Origin of the sequence: Roseibium aggregatum IAM 12614, from assembly GCF_000168975.1 — a bacterium.
GTDB classification, from domain to species: Bacteria; Pseudomonadota; Alphaproteobacteria; order Rhizobiales; family Stappiaceae; genus Roseibium; species Roseibium aggregatum.
In genome coordinates, this window is record NZ_AAUW01000017.1 from 1 (window position 1) to 20,023 (window position 20,023).

14 protein-coding genes and 2 pseudogenes are annotated in these 20,023 nt (G+C 61.5%); 7 read left to right on the top strand and 9 right to left on the bottom strand.

The window, feature by feature from the left end; genetic code table 11:
* Positions 1 to 233, bottom strand: a pseudogene (locus SIAM614_RS20995) (sugar ABC transporter substrate-binding protein); the annotation flags it as partial.
* A gap of 314 nt (positions 234 to 547) precedes the next feature.
* Between SIAM614_RS20995 and SIAM614_RS21000 the strand changes: the two are divergent.
* Positions 548 to 1,597, top strand: a complete 1,050-nt coding sequence (locus tag SIAM614_RS21000) for a substrate-binding domain-containing protein (RefSeq protein WP_006937695.1) — start codon at positions 548 to 550, stop codon at positions 1,595 to 1,597.
* Between the two features lie 8 nt (positions 1,598 to 1,605).
* Here SIAM614_RS21000 and SIAM614_RS21005 read toward each other — a convergent pair whose 3' ends face one another.
* The 6 genes and pseudogenes from SIAM614_RS21005 to SIAM614_RS21030 form a co-directional block, all read right to left on the bottom strand.
* Positions 1,606 to 3,126: an aldehyde dehydrogenase family protein gene (locus tag SIAM614_RS21005; RefSeq protein WP_006937697.1), complete on the bottom strand. Its 1,521-nt coding sequence runs from the start codon at positions 3,124 to 3,126 to the stop codon at positions 1,606 to 1,608.
* Positions 3,123 to 3,896 (bottom strand): enoyl-CoA hydratase/isomerase family protein, encoded by a 774-nt coding sequence (locus SIAM614_RS21010; RefSeq protein ID WP_006937698.1) that lies wholly within the window; start codon positions 3,894 to 3,896, stop codon positions 3,123 to 3,125. The genes SIAM614_RS21005 and SIAM614_RS21010 overlap by 4 nt, the downstream gene beginning before the upstream one ends.
* Entirely contained in the window at positions 3,893 to 5,467 is a 1,575-nt protein-coding gene (locus SIAM614_RS21015; protein ID WP_006937699.1) for an acyl CoA:acetate/3-ketoacid CoA transferase, read from the bottom strand. Before SIAM614_RS21015 ends, SIAM614_RS21010 begins: the two co-directional genes overlap by 4 nt.
* A gap of 3 nt (positions 5,468 to 5,470) precedes the next feature.
* Positions 5,471 to 6,469 carry a Gfo/Idh/MocA family protein gene (locus SIAM614_RS21020; RefSeq protein ID WP_040440755.1) on the bottom strand — a complete coding sequence of 333 codons (999 nt, stop codon included), beginning with the start codon at positions 6,467 to 6,469 and terminating at the stop codon, positions 5,471 to 5,473.
* 494 nt (positions 6,470 to 6,963) lie between these two features.
* Positions 6,964 to 9,080, bottom strand: a pseudogene (locus SIAM614_RS21025) (sensor histidine kinase).
* The gene (locus SIAM614_RS21030) at positions 9,081 to 9,824 is read right to left on the bottom strand and encodes a response regulator transcription factor (RefSeq protein ID WP_006937703.1); all 744 of its coding nucleotides are present in this window, start codon (positions 9,822 to 9,824) and stop codon (positions 9,081 to 9,083) included.
* A gap of 212 nt (positions 9,825 to 10,036) precedes the next feature.
* On the opposite strand from SIAM614_RS21030, the gene SIAM614_RS21035 reads away from it, so the two are divergent.
* From SIAM614_RS21035 to SIAM614_RS21055, 5 genes are all read left to right on the top strand, one after another.
* Entirely contained in the window at positions 10,037 to 11,077 is a 1,041-nt protein-coding gene (locus tag SIAM614_RS21035) for an ABC transporter substrate-binding protein (RefSeq protein WP_006937704.1), read from the top strand.
* Positions 11,078 to 11,274: 197 nt separating this feature from the next.
* The gene (locus SIAM614_RS21040; protein ID WP_040440781.1) at positions 11,275 to 12,303 is read left to right on the top strand and encodes an ABC transporter substrate-binding protein; all 1,029 of its coding nucleotides are present in this window, start codon (positions 11,275 to 11,277) and stop codon (positions 12,301 to 12,303) included.
* Between the two features lie 235 nt (positions 12,304 to 12,538).
* A complete protein-coding gene (locus tag SIAM614_RS21045; protein WP_006937707.1) occupies positions 12,539 to 14,770 on the top strand; it encodes an ABC transporter permease in 2,232 nt (743 codons plus the stop codon).
* Entirely contained in the window at positions 14,767 to 15,828 is a 1,062-nt protein-coding gene (locus tag SIAM614_RS21050; RefSeq protein ID WP_006937708.1) for an ABC transporter ATP-binding protein, read from the top strand. The genes SIAM614_RS21045 and SIAM614_RS21050 overlap by 4 nt, the downstream gene beginning before the upstream one ends.
* A gap of 1 nt (position 15,829) precedes the next feature.
* Complete coding sequence (locus SIAM614_RS21055; RefSeq protein ID WP_006937709.1) at positions 15,830 to 16,669, top strand: inositol monophosphatase family protein; 840 nt, start codon at positions 15,830 to 15,832, stop codon at positions 16,667 to 16,669.
* A gap of 27 nt (positions 16,670 to 16,696) precedes the next feature.
* Here the strand turns inward: SIAM614_RS21055 and SIAM614_RS21060 are convergent, their stop codons facing one another.
* Positions 16,697 to 17,620, bottom strand: coding sequence for a GlxA family transcriptional regulator (locus SIAM614_RS21060; RefSeq protein ID WP_006937710.1), 924 nt, complete (start codon positions 17,618 to 17,620; stop codon positions 16,697 to 16,699).
* Positions 17,621 to 17,716: 96 nt separating this feature from the next.
* On the opposite strand from SIAM614_RS21060, the gene SIAM614_RS21065 reads away from it, so the two are divergent.
* Entirely contained in the window at positions 17,717 to 18,556 is an 840-nt protein-coding gene (locus SIAM614_RS21065) for an MBL fold metallo-hydrolase (RefSeq protein WP_208984062.1), read from the top strand.
* Between the two features lie 132 nt (positions 18,557 to 18,688).
* Here the strand turns inward: SIAM614_RS21065 and SIAM614_RS21070 are convergent, their stop codons facing one another.
* On the bottom strand, positions 18,689 to 19,696 hold the full coding sequence (locus tag SIAM614_RS21070) for a Gfo/Idh/MocA family protein (RefSeq protein WP_006937712.1): 1,008 nt from the start codon (positions 19,694 to 19,696) through the stop codon (positions 18,689 to 18,691).
* Between the last annotated feature and the right edge of the window lie 327 nt (positions 19,697 to 20,023).

Here is a 20,023-nt window from a genome sequence, read left to right on the forward strand (position 1 = left end):
GTGATATCGAAGCCGAGCATCTGCACCGCGGTGGGCGGGTTGCCGGAGGTGACGCGGGCGCGCAGCACGGTCATGGCCTGGGTACCGCCGCCACCTGCGACCGGCATGTCCTGCCAGCCGATGCCCTGGCTTTCCAGGTCCTGCTTCAGGACGTTAAGAGCGGCAGCTTCACCGCCGGACGTCCACCAATGCAGAACTTCAACATCGGCAGCGGACGCCAGGCTTGTGCTCATTGCAAGGGCGGCGAGGCCCAGCTTCAGCGATTTCAAAGACATCATATTCCTCCCATAGGTGCCCAAAGGCGTTTCGAGTGCCGGAGACCGGCATTCGGGTGTCACGCAACGTTTATTGTAACGTTGCAAACTGGCGTGCTGTCAACGATTTTCATCACGCCCGAAAATCGACTGGTTTTGTTTGTTTTACATACTATTAAGGCATGTGTTTCGGTGCTGCAGTGCAGCGTAATTTTGTGTTGTAACGTTTTAAAAGCCCTGATTAGACTTGACCGGCTTTTTACGCTAGAACGCTGCGGCTGAAGTGAACGGGCATGACGCGAAAAACCTTTGACCCCTCTGGCGGACGCGCCGCGGAAAAACTGCCTCGTCCCACCTTGCGCACGGTTGCGCAGGAGGCCGGCTTTGCCGTGACCACGGTTTCCCGCGCCCTCGCCGGAGACCCCAGGATCGCGGAGGCAACGCGCGAACGCGTTTCCGAAGTGGCAGAGCGGCTCGGCTATGTCCCCAACCGGGCGGCGCAGCGTCTGCGCACCGGCCGCACCAAGGTCATCAGTCTTCTTTTGAACACCCGGCACGAGTTCCTCAGCTTCACATCCGAATTTCTCGGCGGCATGTCCGAAGGTCTTGCCGGAACGGGCTACGCAATCACCATCACCGCGGATGGCCTCGCCGACGACCGGCTGGAGGTGATCCGCAACATCCGCAGGCATTCTCTGGCTGACGCCATCGTCTTCACCCGGACCGAATGTTTCGACGACCGGGTCCGTTACCTGCTGGAACACGATTTCCCGTTCGCCACCCATGGCCGGACGGACTTCACCACGCCCCACCCCTATGTCGATTTCGACAATGAGGTGTTCGCCCGCATGGCCGTGGAACGGCTGGTCGAAAAGGGGCGCAGACACATCTGCATGGTCATGCCGAACGAACGCTACACTTTCGGCCAGCATCTGCGGTTTGGCGCCCGTCAGGCAGCCATGGCCCACGGTGTTCAGCTCACGATTCCCACCGGTGTCGATCTCGACAGTGACCCCGATGAGATCGCCGCAACCCTGCGCGCCCTCCACGCCGGCCCCAACGCGCCTGATGGCTACGTCTGCGTCGGCGAAGTGATGGCACTCGTCACCCTGGCCTATCTCAACGACATGGGGCTGACACCGGGTTTGGAGGTCGACGTTGTCGCCAAACGCGCCTCGCCCATTTCCAATCACTTCCGCCCGAGAATCGAGACCATCGACGAGGACCTGCGCGCCACCGGCAGAGCCATGGCCAAGGTTCTTCTCGCCAGGATCGGCGGCGCCCCCATGGAGGATATGCAGATCCTCCTGAAGCCAGAGGGCGCCTTTTCGATTTCGGACTAGCTCGCTCATCACGCCACCCACGGAGCCCGCGTCTTGCCGATGCGCATGGTCACGGTCTTGGCTTCCAGAAATTCGTCCAGTCCGTACTTGCCAAGCTCCCGGCCCTGGCCGCTTTCCTTCATGCCGCCAAAGGGCAGTTCGGCAAAGCCGTCCATCCAGGTGTTGGTCCAGACCGTGCCGGCATGCGCCCGGCGTGCGAATTCCAGGCAGGTGTGCACATTCTCGCTCCACACACCGGCCGACAGGCCGTAGTCGGCGTCGTTGACGAGATCGATCGCCTCGTCCAGCGTCTTGAAGGTGAGCACCGAAAGCACCGGCCCGAAGACTTCCTCGCGCGCAATCGGCATGTCGCTTTTCACATCCGCAACGATCGTCGGCTGGTAGAACTGCCCGGCAAGACCCGGCACCGACAGAGCCTCACCGCCCAGACGAACGGTCGCCCCGGCCTCTGCGGCATCACGCACATATTTGTCGATCTTGCTCTGGTGGTCGGGCGTAATGATCGCCCCGACCTTGGTCGATGGGTCCAGAGGATCGCCGAAGGGCACCTTTCGCGACAGCTCAACCGTCGCCTTCAGGAACGCCTCGGCAATGTCTTCATGCACGATGATCCGGGAGCCGGAATTGCAGCATTCACCCGCATTGAAATAGACGCCGAAGACGACCGCATCGACAGCGCTTTCAAGATCGGCGTCGGGGAAGATGACCTGTGGGTTCTTGCCGCCAAGTTCCAGCGAGACCTTCTTCAAGGTTCCGGCCGCCGCCTTGACGATGGCCTTGCCGACGCCGGTCGAACCGGTGAAGGTGACCATGTCGACCCGCTTGTCGGCCGTCATCGCCGTTCCAACCGGATCGCCATAGCCAAGGACGATGTTGACGACACCGGCCGGGATACCGGCTTCAATGCAGAGTTCACCCAGAATGACCGTCGTTGCCGGGGTCATTTCGGAGGGTTTGATAACTGCGGTGCAGCCGGCAGCAAGTGCAAAGGGCAGCTTCTGCGACACGATCAGGAACGGGAAGTTCCAGGGCGTGATGATCGAGACGACACCGACCGGCTCCTTGAGCACCAGGCCGAGCATGTCGCTGCCGAGTGAATTGTAGCTTTCGCCGTGCATCGTGCGCGCCAGCGAAGCGGCAAAGCGCCAGATGTCCGATGCCCCTTCGATTTCCGCCATGGCCTGGCTGATCGGCTTGCCGGATTCCAGCGTTTCCCAGTAAGCGATCCGCTCCCGTTCCCGGTCGATCAGATCTGCAATCTTCAGAAGAAGCGTTGCCCGCTCCTTGCCGCTGGTGCGCGACCAGCGCCCCTTGTCGAAAGCCAGTCGTGCGGCCGATACCGCTGCATCGACATCGCGCACGCCGCCCTTTGCGGCCTGCGTGACAACGCTGCCATGGGACGGGGACAGGCGGTCGAAGGTCGCACCGTCGGCGCTCTGGCGCCAGTCACCATCGATCAGGTGACGGGCGGTGAAAGGTTCGGCCGGCAGTTTGGCTTCGCTGATGGAGACGACGTTCAGGTCACTCATGACTTCACTTCCAGGAAATTCGGTTTGCGCTTTTCGCGGAAGGCGGTGACGCCCTCGTTGCGGTCTTCAGTCGGGCTGATCATGCCGGAGCCAAGCGCCTCGATCATCGCGCTGCGATCTTCGCCGACGGCTGCATGGATCATGTATTTGGCCACTTCCACGGCCCGGGACGACTTGCCGGCCAGATTCTCGGCCATTTCGAAAGCAGTTGAAGCAGGGTCCTCGGAAATCTCCGCAGCAAAGCCCGCAGCAAACGCGCGTTCTGCGGATATCCGCCGGCCGAACAGGGCCATTTCCTTCACCATCGGCTCCCCCAGAAGGCGGATCAGCCGCTGTGTGCCGGACCAGCCTGGTACAATGCCGACAGAGGCTTCCGGCAGCGCCAGCGTCGCCCTTGGTGCCATCACGCGGATATCGGCGGTCGCTGCAAACTCCAGTCCGCCACCAAAGGCGTGCGCGCCAAGCGCAGCCACCGTCGGCTTGGAAAGCCGCGCCAGCCGGTCAAAAACCCGGTGGCCTTCACGCACCCAGTGGCGGGCAAAATCGTAAGGCGACAACTCGGACCATTCGAGAATGTCCGCACCGGCACAAAAGGCCTTGCTCTCCTCCGCCGTGATCACCACGGCAAGGATCGAGGCGTCGCGTTCCAGCTCGTCACAATAAGGCTCGACCGCCTTCAGCATGTCGAGCGTGAACGCATTCAGCTTGGCCGGATTGTCCAGCTTCAGCTCGGCAATCGAACCGTGTCGGATGAGATGCAGCGCGCTCACAGGCTCAGCTCCATCGCGCCTCTGGACAGCAGCGCCTTCGGCATTTCGATCAGATCGTTGGCAAGCCGGACCCGTCCCTTGGAAGCATCGACGATGTCACGCGCCGGATCGATACCCGGCATGATTTCCGTTGCCACCAGGCCCGCATCGGTCAGATGGATGACGCAGCGCTCGGTCACATAGATGACGTCCTGGCCCAGCTCCTTCGCCCTGCGGCCGGAGAACGTGACTTGCTCGACTTCATCCACCATCTTGGTGAACTTGCCCGGCGTCCGGACCTTCAGCGCATCTTCCGTCAGCTCCAGATCGGCACCGGCCTCGAAAAGACCCGAAAACACGATCTTGCGCGCATTGGCGGTGATATCGACAAACCCGCCGCAACCGGCCGTCAGATAAGGTTTCTTGCCGAGCTTGGAGACGTTGACGTTGCCGTCCAGATCAATCTCCAGGAAGGACAGGAAGGAAACGTCGAAGCCACCGCCCTGGAAGTAGGTGAACTGCTGCGGCGACGGCATATAGGCATCGGCGTTCGAGGCACAGCCAAAGGCAAAGCCTGTGAGCGGCATGCCGCCGGTCGCGCCCTGCTCGATCGCCCAGGTGACGGCCTGTTCCTGACCGGCTTCCAGAAGCACGCGCGGCACCATGGCCGAAATGCCGAAACCGAGGTTTGCCGTCTGGCCGGATTTGAGCTCCATCGCCGCCCGGCGGGCGACGACCTTCTCGATGCCATGCTCGGCCAAGGAGAAACTGGACCATGGCCGCATGATCTCGCCGGAAATCGCCGGATCGTATCCGGTCTCCGTGGTCTGGCGCTGGTCCGGATCGACGACGATGAGATCGACCAGATGACCGGGCACGCGGACATCATGCGGGCGGAGCGATCCGGAAGCAGTCACGCGCTTCACCTGCGCAATCACCAGACCGCCATGGTTGCGCACGGCGATTGCCTGCTCCAGACCGCCCAGATAAGCACCTTCATGTTCATAGGTAAGATTGCCGCGCTCGTCCGCGGTCGTTGCGCGGATGATCGCGACATCCGGCACGATGTTGGGAAAATGCAGCCAGGTTTCGCCGCCGAGCTCCAGCCGGGACACGATGGGCCGGTCTGCCGCGACATCGTTCATGGCGCAGCCCTGACGGATCGGATCGACAAAGGTGTCCAGTCCAACTTTGGTCATCACACCCGGGCGGCGCGCGGCAACATCCCGGTGCATGTCGAACAGAATGCCGGAGGGCACGTTGTAGGCAGCCACCCGGTTCTCCACCAGCATCTGCCAGATTGCCGGCATCGGCAGGTTGGACGGGCCGGAGGGATAGGACCCTGCGATGATGGTCGACAAGAGACCGTCCTTGGCAAGGTGGTCGATCCCCTTGATGCCGTACATGTCGCCGGCGGCAATCGGGTGGAGCGTCGTAAGGTTTCTCGGGTGCCCTTCGCTGTCGAACCTTGCGCCAATGGCCTCAAGGATCTTGTCCGGGCACCCGAGACCGGAGGAAGAGGAAACGGTGATGACCGCGCCGTCCTGAATGCGGGCGGCGGCATCCGCCATGGAAACGATCTTGGAGGTCATTGCTCAGAAGCCTCCATAATTGACGGCGACGGCCTTGCCGGACTGCGCTGCTTCGCGCACGGCAAGGGCAACGGCGAGCGATTTGACCCCGTCGACACCATCGGCGGAGGGGCGGCCCTTGCCGTTGACCGCGTCGGCAAAAAGACCGAGCGCGCGGTGGTAGAGGTTATGCGTGTCGTAGGAGATCGCATGTTCGCCATCCGCATCGACCAGCCGGACTTCGCCGACAGGTTCCTGGGTCATGACGTTGCGGGCAAAGATCGAGCCCTCGGTGCCGTGAAACTCGATTCCGGTTCCGGCAAATTTATGCGTGAAACTTTCATGTGACTGCACCATGGTGCCCGACGGCATCGACCAGACGGACATCACGCTGTCTTCGACACCTTCTCCGAGGCCGGAGGCAGCCGCCTTGGCAACGACCTCCTGCGGGTCTTCCCCAAGATGGAAGCGGATCGTGTCCGCGTCATGCACGGTGATATCGGGAATGACACCGCCGCCTGCAGCCGCATCGTTGATGCGCCAGCCCCGCAGGGCGTCCGGCAGATTGACCGCATGGAAGACGCGCGCACTCAGCACCTTGCCGATGCGACCGGAAGCGATCAGTTCGCGGATGGCCAGATGGGACCCGGCATTGCGCAGATGGTGATTGGTCGCAAAGACCACACCCTTGCCGGCCGCAGTGCGAACCATTTCACCGGCCTCATCCAGGGTCATGGCCAATGGCTTTTCGCACAGCACATGCTTGCCGGCAGCAATCGCGGCCAGTGCCTGCGCATGATGCTTTTCGTTGGTGGTGGAAATATAGACCGCGTCGACACTGTCATCGGCCAGGAGCGCATCCAGATCCGTGAAGCTCTCGGCAATGCCGTGTTCACGGGCATATGCCTCACCGCGCACCGCATCAGAACTCAGGACTGACTGGATGTCAGCATCCTGCGAACGGATGGCATCGATCATGTAACTCGACGCAATACGGCTCGCACCGATAAGGGCCCAACGCATCCAATTCCTCCCGAAAATTATGATATTTTGGAACGTTCCAATTTCTTGATCGGAACAATTACTGGAACGTTCCAAATGAGTCAAGGGAGGAATTTTGTGGGGAGGTAAAATTGGAGAGAAAGACGAGATCGATGATCAGGTTAGACAACAATCAGCAACACATTCGCATTGCTCAAAGTCTCCAGACATCTCCCGCCTTATCAACGGCTTAAGGCAGGTAGGCTCTCGCCTACTCGGCCCTGCATCAGAAATTGCCCCTGCCTCACGACACCCCCTTGTGTCACCCCGGGCGAGCAACGCGAGACCCGGGGCCTGCTCATTTCCAGAGCGTTTGCGAGGTGCAGCAAAGAGCCAAGAGAACAACAGTGGCTTCAGCAAGCGGCTCCGCGAGTAGGCCCCGGATCTGCGCTTCGCTTGTCCGGGGTGACTCAGGGAACGAGATGCTTGCCAGCGTGGTGAGTAAGGAAACGTTCTGCGGGTGGATAGTCAGCGCCTCAGGAAACCGCTTCAACGCATGGGGCTGTCGATCCAACCTCTTCCACATCCTGCGGAAACCGCAGCTCGACGGTCGTGCCCTTGCCCGGTTCGGAAAAGATATTTGCCGTGCCGCCGCTTTGGCGAACGAAGCCGTAGACGACGGCAAGCCCCAGCCCGGCGCCGCCTTCACTGGTTTTGGTGGTGAAATAGGGCTCAAAGGCCTTGTCGACCTCTTCCCGGGTCATGCCGATGCCCGTGTCCCGGACGGAAACCACGACCGCATCGCCAGTTGAAAATGTTGAAACCCTCACCTCACCGCCGTCGGGCATTGCCGCTGCCGAATTCAGGCAGAGATTGAGCACGGACTGCTCGAAGAGTTCCGGATCCAGCACCAGCGGCGGCAAGCTGTCGTCCAGCTCCAGCTTCAGGCTGCATTTTTCGCCGATGGCGATTTCCAGAATGTCCGCCATGCCGCGCAACAAGGAGGACATGCCGATACGGCTGAGATTGGCCGGTTGCTGGCGGCCGATGGTCAGCATGCTGCTGGCGAGCGAGCGGCCCCGGTCGGCCGCCTTGCGGATGCGGGCGATGTTGCGGGCCTGACGGTCGCTGAAGCCGCCGTCCCGCTCCAGCAGCCCGAGGCTTCCGGTGATGATGCCGATGGTGTTGCCGACCTCGTGGCTGAGCTGGTGCGTCAGGCGCATGATGCCGTCAAGCCTCTGCGCCTTTGCCGCCTCCGCCTCCTGCCGGTCCAGCAATGTCACGTCCCGTGCGAGCAGCACGACACCGTCGTCGCTCTGCCGCGAGAGCGATATTTCCGTAACCAATCCGTCTTCGGAACGATGGCGCACGGAAAAGGGCGCGCTCAGGGGCCGGCCGTCCGGGGCGCCGGGAAGCAGCTCGGTCCGAATTTCCGGAACAGGCGCAAGGAACTGGACCAGCGGCAACTTTCGGGCAGCACCTTTGTGACCCAGCAGTTCGAGGACCCTGCGGTTCATGGTCACCGGCTGGCCGGTGGCATCGAAGATGGCAATGCCCTCGTTCATGCTGCGGAAGGTGGACCGGATCGTCCTGGCCGCCGCCTCGGCGGTGCGCCTTAGGCGGGTGACCCGGTCGACACTTTCCTTGAAGGCAAGGAAAGCCTGCTGCAGATCCAGAAGCTCCGTTTCATTGCCCTGATAAACCGGTGGACCGACATCCTTCTGCCCCTTGGCAAGCGCGTTCATGCCGCTGGACAAAGAGACGATGCCTTTCGACACCCGGATAACCGAGCGGATCGACATCACTGCCATGGTCAGCACCAGCAGCGAGGCCACAGCAACGATCACCAGAAGCTGCTGCAAGGTGGCCGAGGTCGACTGGAAATCCCTGTTGAGGGTTTCGGTCACGATGCCCGACTGGGTTTCGGTGGCAAGGGAGAGTTCGCGCGCCACCGTATGCAGCCGGGCAATCGCGCTGCGCACGGCGAACATTTCCAGGAGATAACTTGTCTGCGCCTCGAAAACCCGTTCATAGGGCCTCAGATCCGAAGCGGAAGCGGCGCCAAAGCCGTGCCCGCCACATAGCGGCGTTTCAATTCGCCAAGCTGAAACAGGCTGCCCGCGCTCGAGACCGAATGCACGATCGCATTGAGCCGCTGACGCAGTTCCTTCTGGCTAGCTGTATCGGCAACTGCGATCATGCCCAGCGCCGAGGAAACCTGCTCCTTGTAGTGCTGTGCGGTTTCGGCTTTGGCAGACAGCACCAGCGTCTGCGCCCTGATCTGACCGAGCAGTTCGAAGATCCGCGTGTTGGCCGCCCGGTAGGTTTCCTTGCCGGGCGGATAGTCAGGCAGCGCATTCAACAACTGGTCGACCTGCTCCACCAGCAGCCGGCTCTTGCCAGAGACGGTGTAGGGCGAGGTCGCATTCATCAGGAAGGGGGCGCTGGAGACGAGGTCGGACACTTGCCGGGAAACGAGAGCGGCATCGGCCAGGCTGGTGAAGGCCTGCAGCCCATATGCGGCGGTTTCATCGCGCGCCTTTAGAAGACCGTAGATCGCGATGGCCGACAGGGTGAAGGCAACGGCGCAGATCAGGGCGATAGCCGCAGGCAGCCTGAAGGCGATGGAGGAGAGAACCGGCCGGCTGATCATCTAAGGCGCATGGGCCGGATCCCGGTGCAGGATGTAGCCCTTCCCCCGGCGGGTCTTGATATGCTGCGGTAGGTCCGGATTGCGCTCGATCTTGCGGCGAAGGCGCAGGACCAGAACATCGACGTTGCGGTCGATCAGCCGGTCCGTTTCCGCCCCCAGCTGTTCCAGGATCTTCGTCCGGCTCACCGGTTCGTTCGGTGTCGCGGCCAGGATCTCCAGCAGAGAAAACTCCGATGACGTCAGCGTCCGTGTGGGGTGAGACGAGCAAACAGCCTTGCGATTGACAAGATCGATCACCCAGTCGCCCAGAAGCAGCGCAGTCGGTTCGTGCTGAACGCTGACGGTCTCCTTGTCGGCGCTCCGCAGCGACGGGTGCAACCGCCGCAGCACCGCCTTGATCCGCGCCGTGAGTTCAATCGGCTCGAACGGCTTGACCACATAATCGTCGGCGGCCGTTTCAAGGCCCAGCACACGCTCTGCCGCGCTCCCGGCCGCCGTCACCATGACGATGCCGATATCCGTCTGCGACCGCAGTTTCTGCGCAAACACCCGGCCGGACATGCCGGGCAGGTTGTGATCGACCAGAACCAGGTGGAACGCATGCTCCGGCAGGATCCTGGCAGCCTCTTCCGCCGAGCGCGCAGCAACCGGCAACCAGCCCTCGGCTTCCAAGAGGTCCGAGATCAGTTCCGCCATATCCGGATCGTCCTCCACGATCAGGATCTTGATGCCTTCGTTCAGCAAACCTATGTCCTCCCGGATGGCATCATATGCATAGAGCCGTGTTATGCAAAGCCTTGGTTTTTCAATTGCTTGTCACAATTGTAAAGCTTGTAATATTTGTAACTATTTTCTTTTGCCAGCGAAACAACGGTAACCATTCTCCTGTTGCGAAGACTGCCCCGTCTGCCATGGTAATAGCTGTTCGGGACCAGGGTTCCAGACTGGGAGGAAACATGAAATTCATCACGTCACTCGGAGCGGGTGCGGTCGTAGGACTGTCGCTTTCGCTCAACGCCGCCTCGGCGCAGGACCTCAATGTCCTGTGTGCGGTGCAGGTCGAGTGGTGCCAGATGATGAAGGCCGTCTTCGAGGAAAAGACCGGCCTTGACGTTTCCATGGAACGCAGAAGCACCGGCGAGATCCTCGATAGTATCCGGGCCGAACGTGACGCCCCGAAGATCGATGTCTGGTGGGGCGGCACCGGCGACACGCATCTGCAGGCCGCAGGCGAAGACCTGCTGGAGCCCTATCAGCCGGAACACTTCGACGACACGCTGCCCTGGGCACAGAACTTCTTTCTGATGTCAGGCGGCAAGGCCGCCGGCATTTACGCGGGCGCGCTCGGATTTGGCTATAATTCTAAATTCCTGGCTGAGCACGGCGTTGAAGCGCCCTCCTGCTGGAAAGACCTGACGGCCCCGCAGTACGAGGGCCTTGTTCAGATGCCCAATCCGAATTCCTCTGGAACCGCTTATACGATGCTGGCAACGCTCGTCCAGCTTCTGGGCGAAGACGAGGCTTTCGAGTATCTGGCCGCTCTTGCCAGGAACATCGACCGCTTCACGGTCTCCGGTGCAGCGCCTGTCCAGGCAGCCGCACGCGGTGAAACGGGCATCGGCATCTCCTTCATCCACGACGCGGTGACGCAGAAACTCGAGGGCGCCCCCATGGTCATCGTCGCCCCCTGCGAGGGCACCGGCTACGAGATCGGCGCCGTCAGCATCGTCAAGGGTGCTCGACATCCGGAAGCTGCGCGCCTGTTTGTCGATTTTTCGCTGAGCCCGGAAGGGCAGGAAACCTGTGCCGCCTCCGGACAGAACCAGATACCTGCGAATGCAAAGGTATCTCTGCCGCCGGCAGCCCCCGATATCTCACTCATTCGCATGGTCGATTACGACTTCGCCACTTTCGGCTCGCCCGACCAGAGACGAAGACTTCTCGACCGTTTCGACAAGGAGGTGCTGCAGACGGCAACCCCTGTAGCCACCCAGTAAAGGACGCGATTTTCCCTTCCAGAGCGAAGGGAAAATCCGGAGTTCGTCATTTGATATTCGACCGGCAGCGGACCGTGGAGGCGGCTCCGAACGGGCAAGCTTTGCCTCAAGCCGGTCAGCACATCAGCCCTCGGGCTGAAACAAACGCCTGCCCCTCCGGGCAGGTAACAGGCTGAAAGCCAAAAGTGGAGGAAACCATGTCTTTGAAATCACTTTCCGTCGCACTGCTTGCAACGGCAGCAACCTATACGGTTGCCCCGGCCCTGGCAGCGGGCGATCTCAACGTCATCTGCTCGGCGGATGTCGTGATCTGCGAACAGCTGCAGGGCGACTTTGAAGCCAAGCACGACATCAAGGTCAACATGGTGCGTCTGTCATCGGGCGAAAGCTATGCAAAGATCCGCGCCGAATCCCGCAATCCGAAAACCGATATCTGGTGGGGCGGCACCGGCGACCCGCATCTTCAGGCAGCCTCTGAAAACCTGACCCAGGAATACAAGTCGGACAAGCTCGCCGAGCTTCATGAGTGGGCGCAGAAACAGGCGGAAAGCTCCGGCTTCAAGACCGTTGGCGTTTATGCCGGCGCACTCGGCTGGGGCTACAACACCGAAATCTTCAAGGACAAGGGCCTTGCCGAGCCGACCTGCTGGGCAGACCTCCTGAAACCGGAACTCAAGGCTGAAATTCAGGTCGCCAATCCGAATTCTTCCGGCACCGCCTATACGGCGCTTGCCTCCCTGGTTCAGATCATGGGTGAAGATGAGGCTTTCGACTATCTGAAGGAGCTCAACAGCAACGTTTCCCAGTACACCAAATCGGGTTCGGCACCGGTGAAGGCGGCTGCCCGCGGCGAAACCGGCCTCGGCATTGTCTTCATGCATGACGCCATTGCCCAGGCTGCATCCGGCTTCCCGGTCAAGGCCATCGCCCCGTGCGAAGGCACCGGTTACGAAATCGGCTCCATGTCGATCGTGAAGGGCGCCCGCAACCTGGACAACGCCAAGGTCTGGTACGACTGGGCCCTGTCTCCGGAAGTCCAGTCCCGCATGAAAGACGCGAAGTCCTTCCAGCTTCCGTCCAACAAGGCTGCCGAAGTACCGCCGGAAGCACCGAAGTTCGAGGACATCAAGCTGATCGACTACGACTTCGCCACCTACGGCAACCCGGACACCCGCAAGAGCCTCCTGGAGCGTTGGGACCGTGAGATTGGCGCTATCGCCAACTGACCCCAACACCCGAAGAAGCCCGCATCTGGCCTCAAAGCCTGGTGCGGGCTTCGCCCGGACCGGCTGCGTGGTACGGCAGGCATCCAATACGCTGAAATCTGTCGCCACCGGCATCTGACACATCGAAGACAGTGCCACAGCCCGTCCACATGTCCGGACGGTTGCGCCGACGCATCATGACAAGGATGCGGCGGGGCGCGTCCGTTATTGAAAAACCATAAATACAGGGGTGGCCATGCTGAGTGGCAACAAACGGCTGAACGCTCTACTCGGGCTGGGAATCGGCGCCTTTCTGATCGTGCCCTGGTACAGGGTGGAAGGTGGCTTCTTTTCCTTCGAATGGCCATCGGAGTTTCCGTTCTCCTCCGATCTCGCTCCCGGACTTCTGCAGATCCTTGCCGAAGGCCGTGTCTGGCTTGCGCTCGCGCTGGCGCTGTTTCTGATCGGCGGCAGCGCCCGCTTCATGTCCGACGCCAACAGGCGCGGCCGACTGCTTGTCGTCACCGGCACCATCGGCATTCTCTTCATGGCGCTTCAGGGGCTTGCCATCAGCTTCACGGGCTGGGCCTGGACCTTTCCCGAAACCGTCTTCGGCGCCTTGCCGCTCGGCCAGCCTGCCATGGGCGCAGGCGCCATCCTCACCTCACTGATTTTCGTTCTCTTCATCGCCTTCGGGCTTGCCGAACGCGGCTTCATGAAGGGCGACGCCTTTGTCGTCGGGTCGATCTCCATCCTGATCTTCCTGGTGACGGTGTTCATCTTCTATCCCATTGGCTCGATGTTCGCCGGCTCGGTGCAGGATTTCGACGGCTCCTTCAAGCCGGACGGGTTCATCCGCAACATGCAGGATCCGGCCATCTGGAGCCTCGACTGTGTCGTCGGTGGCAACCGCTGCGGCGTCGCGTGGCGCACGCTGTTCCTGGCCGTGATGACCGGCCTTGGTTCAACCATTCTCGGCCTTGCCTTCGCACTGGTTGCCACGCGCACGCGCTTTCCCTTCAAAAGGGGCCTTCGGCTACTCACTGTCCTGCCGATCATCACCCCGCCCTTCGTGATCGGCCTGGCGCTAACACTGCTCTTCGGCCGTTCCGGCGTTGTCACCGAAGGGCTGGACACGCTGTTCGGGATCGAGCCCAGCCGCTGGCTCTACGGGCTCACCGGCATCTGGATCGCGCAGGTTCTGTCCTTCACGCCAATCTCCTTCCTTGTCCTGATCGGGGTTGTCGAAGGCGTCAGCCCCTCGATGGAAGAAGCCTCGCAGACCCTGCGGGCCGACCGCTGGCGCACCTTCTGGCGCGTCTCGCTGCCCCTGATGAAACCGGGTCTCGCCAACGCCTTCCTGATCGGCTTCATCGAAAGCATGGCCGACTTCGGCAACCCGCTGGTGCTCGGCGGCAGTCATGGCGTGCTCTCGACCGAAATCTTCTTCGCCGTCGTCGGCTCGCAGGTCGACCCGTCCCGCGCCGCCGTGCTCGCGATCATTCTGCTCAGCTTCACGCTCAGCGCATTTCTGGCCCAGCGCCTGTGGCTGTCGGGCAAGAACTTCGCCACCGTCACCGGCAAGGGCGACAGCGGCGCCCATGCCGGTCTGCCGAAGAGCCTGTCCGTCACCGTCTACGGCATCGTGCTGCCCTGGATGGGCTTCACCATCGTCGTCTACGGCATGATCCTGTTCGGCGGCTTCGTGAAAACCTGGGGCCTCGACAACTCGCTGACACTGGAACACTACGCCAGGGCTTTCTCGGTCACCTTCCAGGATGGCGCTCTCGTGTGGACCGGCGTTGCCTGGAACTCCTTCTGGACGACCATGGAAATCGCCCTGATCTCCGCACCACTCACCGCCGCAGTGGGCCTGCTGACGGCCTATATCATCGTGCGGCAGAAATTCGCCGGCAAGAACGCCTTCGAATTCGCCCTCATGATGAGCTTTGCCATTCCCGGCACTGTCATCGGCATCAGCTACATCATGGCCTTCAACCTGCCGCCTATCGAGATGACCGGCTCGGCCCTGATCCTGGTTGCCTGTTTCGTCTTCCGGAACATGCCCGTTGGCGTGCGCGGCGGTATCGCCGCCATGAGCCAGCTAGACAAGAGCCTGGACGAAGCTTCGCTGACGCTACGAGCCAACAGCGCCCGCACCCTGCGCAAGGTAATCCTGCCGCTGCTGCGGCCGGCCATCACCGCCGCGCTGGTCTACTCCTTCGTCCGGGCGATCACTTCCATCAGTGCGGTCATCTTCCTGGTCAGCGCGGAATACAACATGGCGACGTCCTACATCGTCGGCCTCGTCGAAAACGGCGAATACGGCATCGCCATTGCCTATTCCTCCATGCTGATCTTCGTGATGATCACGGTCATTGCCGGCTTCCAGCTCCTCGTCGGCGAACGCCGCCTGCGCCGGGAGAACCGCGTCTCCGGCATGGCCCAATCCAGTAAAATCCGTATCGCGCAGGAGAAAACTGCATGACTGACCTCAAACCCGGCTCCGTCGTTTTTGAAAACATCCGCAAGGACTTCGGCACCTTCACCGCCATTCCGGACTTGTCGATCACCATCGAACCCGGCACGCTGGTGACCCTGCTCGGCCCGTCCGGCTGCGGCAAAACCACCACCTTGCGCATGCTGGCTGGCCTGGAACACCCGAGCGCGGGCAGGATCCTGATCGGCGGACGGGACGTCACCATGGTTCCCGCGCATGAGCGCGACGTCTCCATGGTGTTCCAGTCCTATGCTCTCTTCCCGCACATGAACGCGCTCGACAATGTGGCCTACGGTCTGGAATCCTCCGGATACAAAAAGCGCGAGGCCCGCGAACGGGCCGAGGAAGGTCTTGCCCAGGTCGGTCTTGCCGGCATGGGTCACCGCCTGCCCGCGGAGCTTTCCGGTGGTCAGCAGCAGCGTGTCGCGGTCGCTCGTGCGCTGGTGCTGAACCCGCAGGTGCTGCTCCTGGACGAACCCCTGTCCAACCTCGATGCCCGCCTGCGCCGGCGCGTCAGGACGGAAATCCGTGAGCTGCAGCAGCGCCTCGGCTTCACTGCCGTCTATGTCACCCACGATCAGGACGAAGCCCTTGCGGTGTCCGACCGGATCGTGGTCATGAAGGACGGCAAGATCGCTCAGGAAGGCGCTCCGCGTGAACTCTACGAAGAGCCCGTTTCCGAATTCATTGCCGATTTCATGGGCGAGGCGAATGTCGTGTCCTGCGAGATCGTCGGCCGGGAGGGCGATGATGCCCTGATCGATGTCGGCGGCCTGCAGCACCGCCTGCGCGCGCGGCAAGCCACCAGGGGCAAGGCCAAGCTGGCCGTGCGGCCCGGCTCCGTAGTGCTCAATCCGGAAGGAGCGGCAGGTCTCGGCGGCGAAATCCTGACGGCTGCCTATCTCGGCGATCACGTGGAATACGAGATCGAAACCCCCGTTGGAAATTTCTTCGTCATCGATCACTCGGTCGAACGATCCTTCGCGCCGCGCACCGCCGTCTCGCTCGGGTTCCGCAACCGGGGCCTTGCCCTTATCGAGGCATGAAATGACAGTCGCGACTGAAGACATGACCCCGTTGAACGACGCGCTGGCGGCAAGGTTCGCTGCAGCTCAGGACATTGCCGAAGAAGCCGGAGCCCTGGCACTGGATTATTTCCGCCGGCGCAGGGATCTAACCATCGAGATCAAAGGCGGGCTGCAGGACGTCGTCTCCATCGCCGACAAGAACGTGGAAACGCTCATCCGCGACAGGCTGCACACGTCCTTTCCGGAGGACGGCATTCTGGGTGAAGAACATGGCGTCGACCAGGGCAGCAGCGGGTTCACCTGGGTGGTCGATCCCATCGACGGCACATCCGCCTTCGTCCATGGTCTGCCGAGCTGGTGCGTCTCCATCGCGCTGCTGAGCGGCTCGGATCTGGTCATGGGCGTTATCCGTGTGCCCTGCGGCGATGAGAGCTTTGCGGCCGTCAAAGGGGGCGGCGCAACGCTGAACGGCGAAGCTCTGCGGCTCGATTCATCCAAGACGCTGCAAAACAGCCTGACCGGCATCGGCGCCAACAATGCCGTGCCGCCGGAGATGATCGGTGCGCTTATAACCGGCCTGATGGCACGCGGCGGCAACTACATCCGCACAGGGTCCGGCGCCCAGATGCTGGCCCTGGTGGCTGCCGGAAGGCTGGCGGGGTTCTACGAACCATCCATGCATGCCTGGGATTGCCTTGCCGGTTATTGCCTGGTTTCTGAAGCCGGTGGCAGCTACCGCCCGTTTCCCGTTGAAGGCGCCGCCATTCTGGAGGGCGGCCCGGTCCTTGCAGCCGGCCCCGGCGCATTTGAGGAGCTTTCCGCACTGGCAAGCGAAAGCGAGCGTTTGCTGAACTCTTGAGCGCGGGGTTGCCCGATTTCGCGCTCATCAGTCTGCAAGCTTCAGATCCTCCCGCCGGTACTGGCCCCGAAACGCACCCGGCGTCAGGCCGGAAAGGCGGGAGAACAGACGGACGAAGGACGGTGGGTCATTGTAACCGACGGCAAAACAGACATCCGAGACTGGCCGGTCCGTTTCGATCAGGAGGTCTCTCGCCCGCTCGATGCGCAATTCCTGGAGATACTGTTTCGGCGCAAGGCCCGTTGCCGCCTTGAAGCGCCTTTGAAAGGTTCGCGAGGGCAGCCCGCTTTCGCGCGCCATGTCGGCAACGCTGACATCGTCACCGGACCGGATCTCCAGGAAATGCTGCACCTTCAGGATGGACGCGTCGCCGTGACGAAGATCGGGCAGGAAGCGTCTGAACCGGCGCTGGTCGCGGCGGCGAAAATCGACAATGAAATGCCGCGCCGTGGCAACCGCCACCGGGTATCCCAGAAACCGTTCGATCAGCGCCAGCGCAAGATCGACCCAGGCCATCAGACCACCCGCCGTGATCAGGTCGGAATATTCGATCAGCAACCTGTCCGTATCCAGCCTGAGGTCCGGATAGGCAGCCGAAAGACGCTGTTCCAGCCCCCAATGGGTCGTCACTTTGCGCCCTGCCCCCAGCCCCGCAGCCGCCACGAACGTCAGCCCGGTACAGGCAGAGCACACGACGGATCCGTTGCCGTGCAGATGCTGTAAAAAGCCGGGCAGTACCGGAACATCTTCCAGACGAACCCTTCCGGCCGAAGGCGGCAGGATCACCGCGTCGTAGCGCTTCGACACCGCAGAGAAATCCTCCAGAACATCCAGCGACACCTCCGCCTCGCTGATGTGCCCGGCATGACCGAGCACGTCCTGCAGCCCGTAGACGGCGGATTTCAGGGATCCCGGATAAGCGAGAATTGCGATGGCGAGCGACTGACCCATTTGGCTGATTTAGCACATTCTTTGTCATTTGCGCCAATCGTTCCGGAAGGCACTCGAAGCTAGGTTTACGTTCTACAAACAGACATGGAGACCCCGATGCCCGGCACTCTCGAAAAATCCGCCACCCGCCTTGCACTTGGCGATCTGACCCTCACGGCCCTGTCGGATGGGTACCTCGACATTCCCGCCGCCTATTTTTCCAACGTGACGCCGGCAGAACAGGAGGCCGTCAACCCAAGCACCCGTTTCGGAGCCAATACCTGGCTGATCGAGACGGGCACACGCAAGATCCTGGTTGACGCCGGATCGGGTCATTTTCTGAGGGAGCGGTTTCCGGCAAGCGGCGCCCTCACCTGGCAGGCTCCGGAAAAGGCCGAAGAGCGGGCAGCGGTGACCGATATCATCATCACCCATATGCATGCCGACCACATCGGCGGTCTGTCACTGAACGGCAGTAGCCTCTTTCCGAATGCGGTCATTCATGTTCAGGCGACCGAGTGGAACTTCTGGACCGATGCGGCCCTGCTCTCCGCCGTGCCGGAAGACAAACGGCCGATGGTTCACCTCATTCAGGCGCTCGCAAAACCGGTCGGCAATCAGCTACGGCTTCATCGCGGCGATGCAGACCTCGGCAATGGCATCACCCTGCTTTCAGCGCCCGGTCACACACCAGGTCATCAGGCGGTGCATCTTTCTGCCGGCGCCGAGGAAATGATCCTGCTGGCCGATGTCGTCGTGTCCGATGCGCTGCAATTCGCCAACCCGGAAGTCCGCTACGCGCTCGACAGCGACCCGGCTCTGGCCGTTCAGACACGAAAGACTCTCTTCGACCGGTTGTCGGCGGACAGGATCCCGTTTGCGGCAACCCACCTGTCTACGGACCGGTTCGGATATCTGGAAACACGCGGCAATGGTTTCGCTTTTGCGGAGGTTTGAGCGCAAGGCGGCTTTTCAGTCACGCCAAGTTCTCTCATGACTGCGCAGGCCCTCGCGCAGCGGTCTCCTAAAAAAACAAGTCCCGGCTCAAGGCCGGGACTGCGCTGTGCGAAGGCAGAACGTTGATAAGGATCAGCCGATGCTGACCCAGCCGTCTTTTTCTGCCGATGCGAAGATTGCGTCGAGGATCTTCATGTTCTGCACCGCGTCTGCCGCACCGTAGGGAAGCGGCGCTTCACCGGTAATTGCCCGGCCGAACACATCCACCAGTTCGCCATACTGATCGCAGGGCGCGATGATGTCCGACTGCATCGAGGCATCGCCAAGCAGCGAGCCGTCGTCAAGACGAATCTGCACCGCCTCGCCCTGCGGCGCGTTGAACGGGATGACGATTTCCAGGCGCTTCTTCGTTCCAACCAGTTGAATGCGCTGATAGGGCGTGAGCTGGGTCGAGACGGTGAAGTTGAGATGCCGGTTGTTGCCGAAGTCGAGCAAGGCACTGGTCATCCGGTCCGTACCGAACTCCGGATCCCGGTCGATCAGCGACACCACCCGCTGCGGCTCGGCGTCGAAGAAGTACCGCCCGGCCAGCATGGTGTAACAGCCGATATCAAGCAGCGCGCCGCCGCCAATGTCGGCCTTGTTGCGGATATTGCCAGGATCATCATTGTAATAGCTGAAGAAGGTGTGGATCGCTTTCAGCTCGCCCAAGGCACCGGAGCGCACGATCTCGCGCGCCTTGATCCACTGCGGATGGGCCCGCACCATGAAGTTTTCGGCCACCAGCTTGTCTTTCGGCAGCTCCAGAAGCTGCGCAGCCTCCTCGGCATTGAGAGCCACCGGCTTTTCGCACAGCACGTGCTTGCCGGCATTCACCGCCTGGATCGTCACCGGCACATGCATGTGGTTGGGCAGCGGATTGTAGATCGCATCGATGTCCGGGTCGCCAAGCAGCTCCTCATAGGATCCGTAGGCTTTTTCGATACCCAGTTCCTTGGCAGCTTCCTGCGCCCGGCCAAGATCGCGCGAGGCGATTGCATAAGCGGTGCCCGTCTTCGAGCGCTGGATGCCGGGGATGACCTTTTCCAGGCCGATTTTCGCGGTCGAAACGATCCCCCATTTGATAGACTTTTCCGTCATGCCGGCATCCTTCCCATGATTTTGAGGTACGCACCCCAGATGGCATAAAACGATTTAACTCCGCAAGGGCAGATAAGGCGGAGAACGTCCTACATTTTCTGGTGCCTGCGAAAATCCAAACCAGCGTCTTGGATACGATAGATTCGCCTTATCCAATGGTGTCACCCTTGGACAAGCGCAGCGCAGATCCGGAGCCTACGCGCAAAACCCCTTGCTGAAGCCTGCGAAACTGTGGCCAGGCGCACACCACAGCACCACCGCTCTGGAAACGAGTGGGCCCCGGGTCTCGCGTTGCTCGCCCGGGGTGACACCGAAATTCTTACGCCG